The organism is Streptococcus plurextorum DSM 22810 (assembly GCF_000423745.1).
Lineage (GTDB): Bacteria > Bacillota > Bacilli > Lactobacillales > Streptococcaceae > Streptococcus > Streptococcus plurextorum.
Genome location: NZ_AUIO01000033.1, coordinates 1 through 1,405, shown reverse-complemented (window position 1 = coordinate 1,405; position 1,405 = coordinate 1). Strand labels below are relative to the sequence as shown.

Here is a 1,405-nt window from a genome sequence, read left to right as displayed (position 1 = left end):
GACAAAATCTATGATTTTGTTTCAAATGTCAGCGTTTCTGGAGCAAAGAATGTAGTCAATAAGATTCGTTCGAAAGTTAATAATTTAGCTTTTATGCCGTCAGGGTTTGATTTTGATGATAGAATTGGACGCAGATTGCATGATAGTTTCAAAACAGAAGCGATAATCTCAGGAGATTATCTTATTCTGTTTGTGGTAGATGAAAAGAATAAAGAAGTGATTATCACTCATTTTATTTCTTCGAAATCAAATTATATGAGGTTGTTAAAAAAATAGAAAGGTCAACAAAGACGAAAAGCCCAGACGGGAACCTGGACTTTTCTGAGAAAATTTAATTACTTAATTTGTTGAATAGATTATAGCATGAAATCTAATGAAATTCAAGTCCTTGACCCTACTCAAAGAAGAGAAAAAGGGGATAAAGGGATAGTTATAAATGAGTGGGAAAAATTGACCGCCCCTTCTAACAGGCGGTTAAGTATGCAAAGTTTGCACTTTTTGAGTTTTGACCTTGATTGGTCGATAGACAGAATTACAATCGTAGGTGTTTTGAACCAGTTCGATTTTGCTCACACCTTTGTCAACGAGGACGGAGAAATCATCTATGAGAAAGGCGAAGCCTTTTCGCTCAACCAAGCAATGCCAATCCTTGCGAGAGAGGGGGCTGCTGAACCCGCTGGAGCTGGTTGGCGCTTGGTTGACAAATACGGAGAGAATATCGCTTACGTCGAAACTCTACCTTTCAAAGACCCAAAAACTGGCGAGGAGAAAGGGCGGATTGACTTCAACCCAAACAAGATTCAGCAGTTTTTGAATACTGATTTGCGTACTTTCATTCAGACAATGTTCAAGAATCCGCACTTCTCACGGGCTGACATAGCTTGCGATATTCTTGATTTACCAGACGACTACGTGAGCCAATATAGGCTGGCTGATGCGGTCTCATTCAGGCCATATTATGGCACGAATGGAGCGCTTGAGACTGCCTATTGGGGCGCACGTTCGTCTGAACGTCAAGTTCGTATGTATAATAAGCGACTGGAGCAAGAGAAGAAGCGACAAGTTTTGCCCGAAGAGGTAAAAACTTGGTGGCGCCTGGAGCTTCAGTTACGGAGAGGGAAAGCAGATGAATGGGTCGATATTGTCCACGATACGCTAGATAGCTTTTATTCTTTGCATTATTTTCCTACTGATATGAAGGTTACTGATAAAGTAATGATAGCAGGCTTACACGCTGATCATCAGCTCATTAGTCAATTAGCGGTTAGGACAAGGCAAAAGTATCGTAAGTTGATGAAACAACTTACGAAGCAAGACGAGCTGACCCAACATTTGAAATCCACGTTCTCGAATGAAATCGAGCGCTTGAAAAATGAGTTGAGTTTATGGCTTCACAATGCTAAGG

General features: G+C 40.7%; 2 protein-coding genes. Both read left to right on the top strand.

Translation table 11 applies throughout. The features are described 5' to 3' along the window. Positions 1 to 276, top strand: a 276-nt coding sequence (locus G575_RS12330; RefSeq protein WP_037623104.1) for a type II toxin-antitoxin system RelE/ParE family toxin, incomplete at its 5' end; no start/stop codon positions are given. A gap of 204 nt (positions 277 to 480) precedes the next feature. Beyond that, the coding region (locus tag G575_RS0110515) for a replication initiation factor domain-containing protein (RefSeq protein WP_245562437.1) at positions 481 to 1,405 on the top strand (925 nt) is incomplete at its 3' end.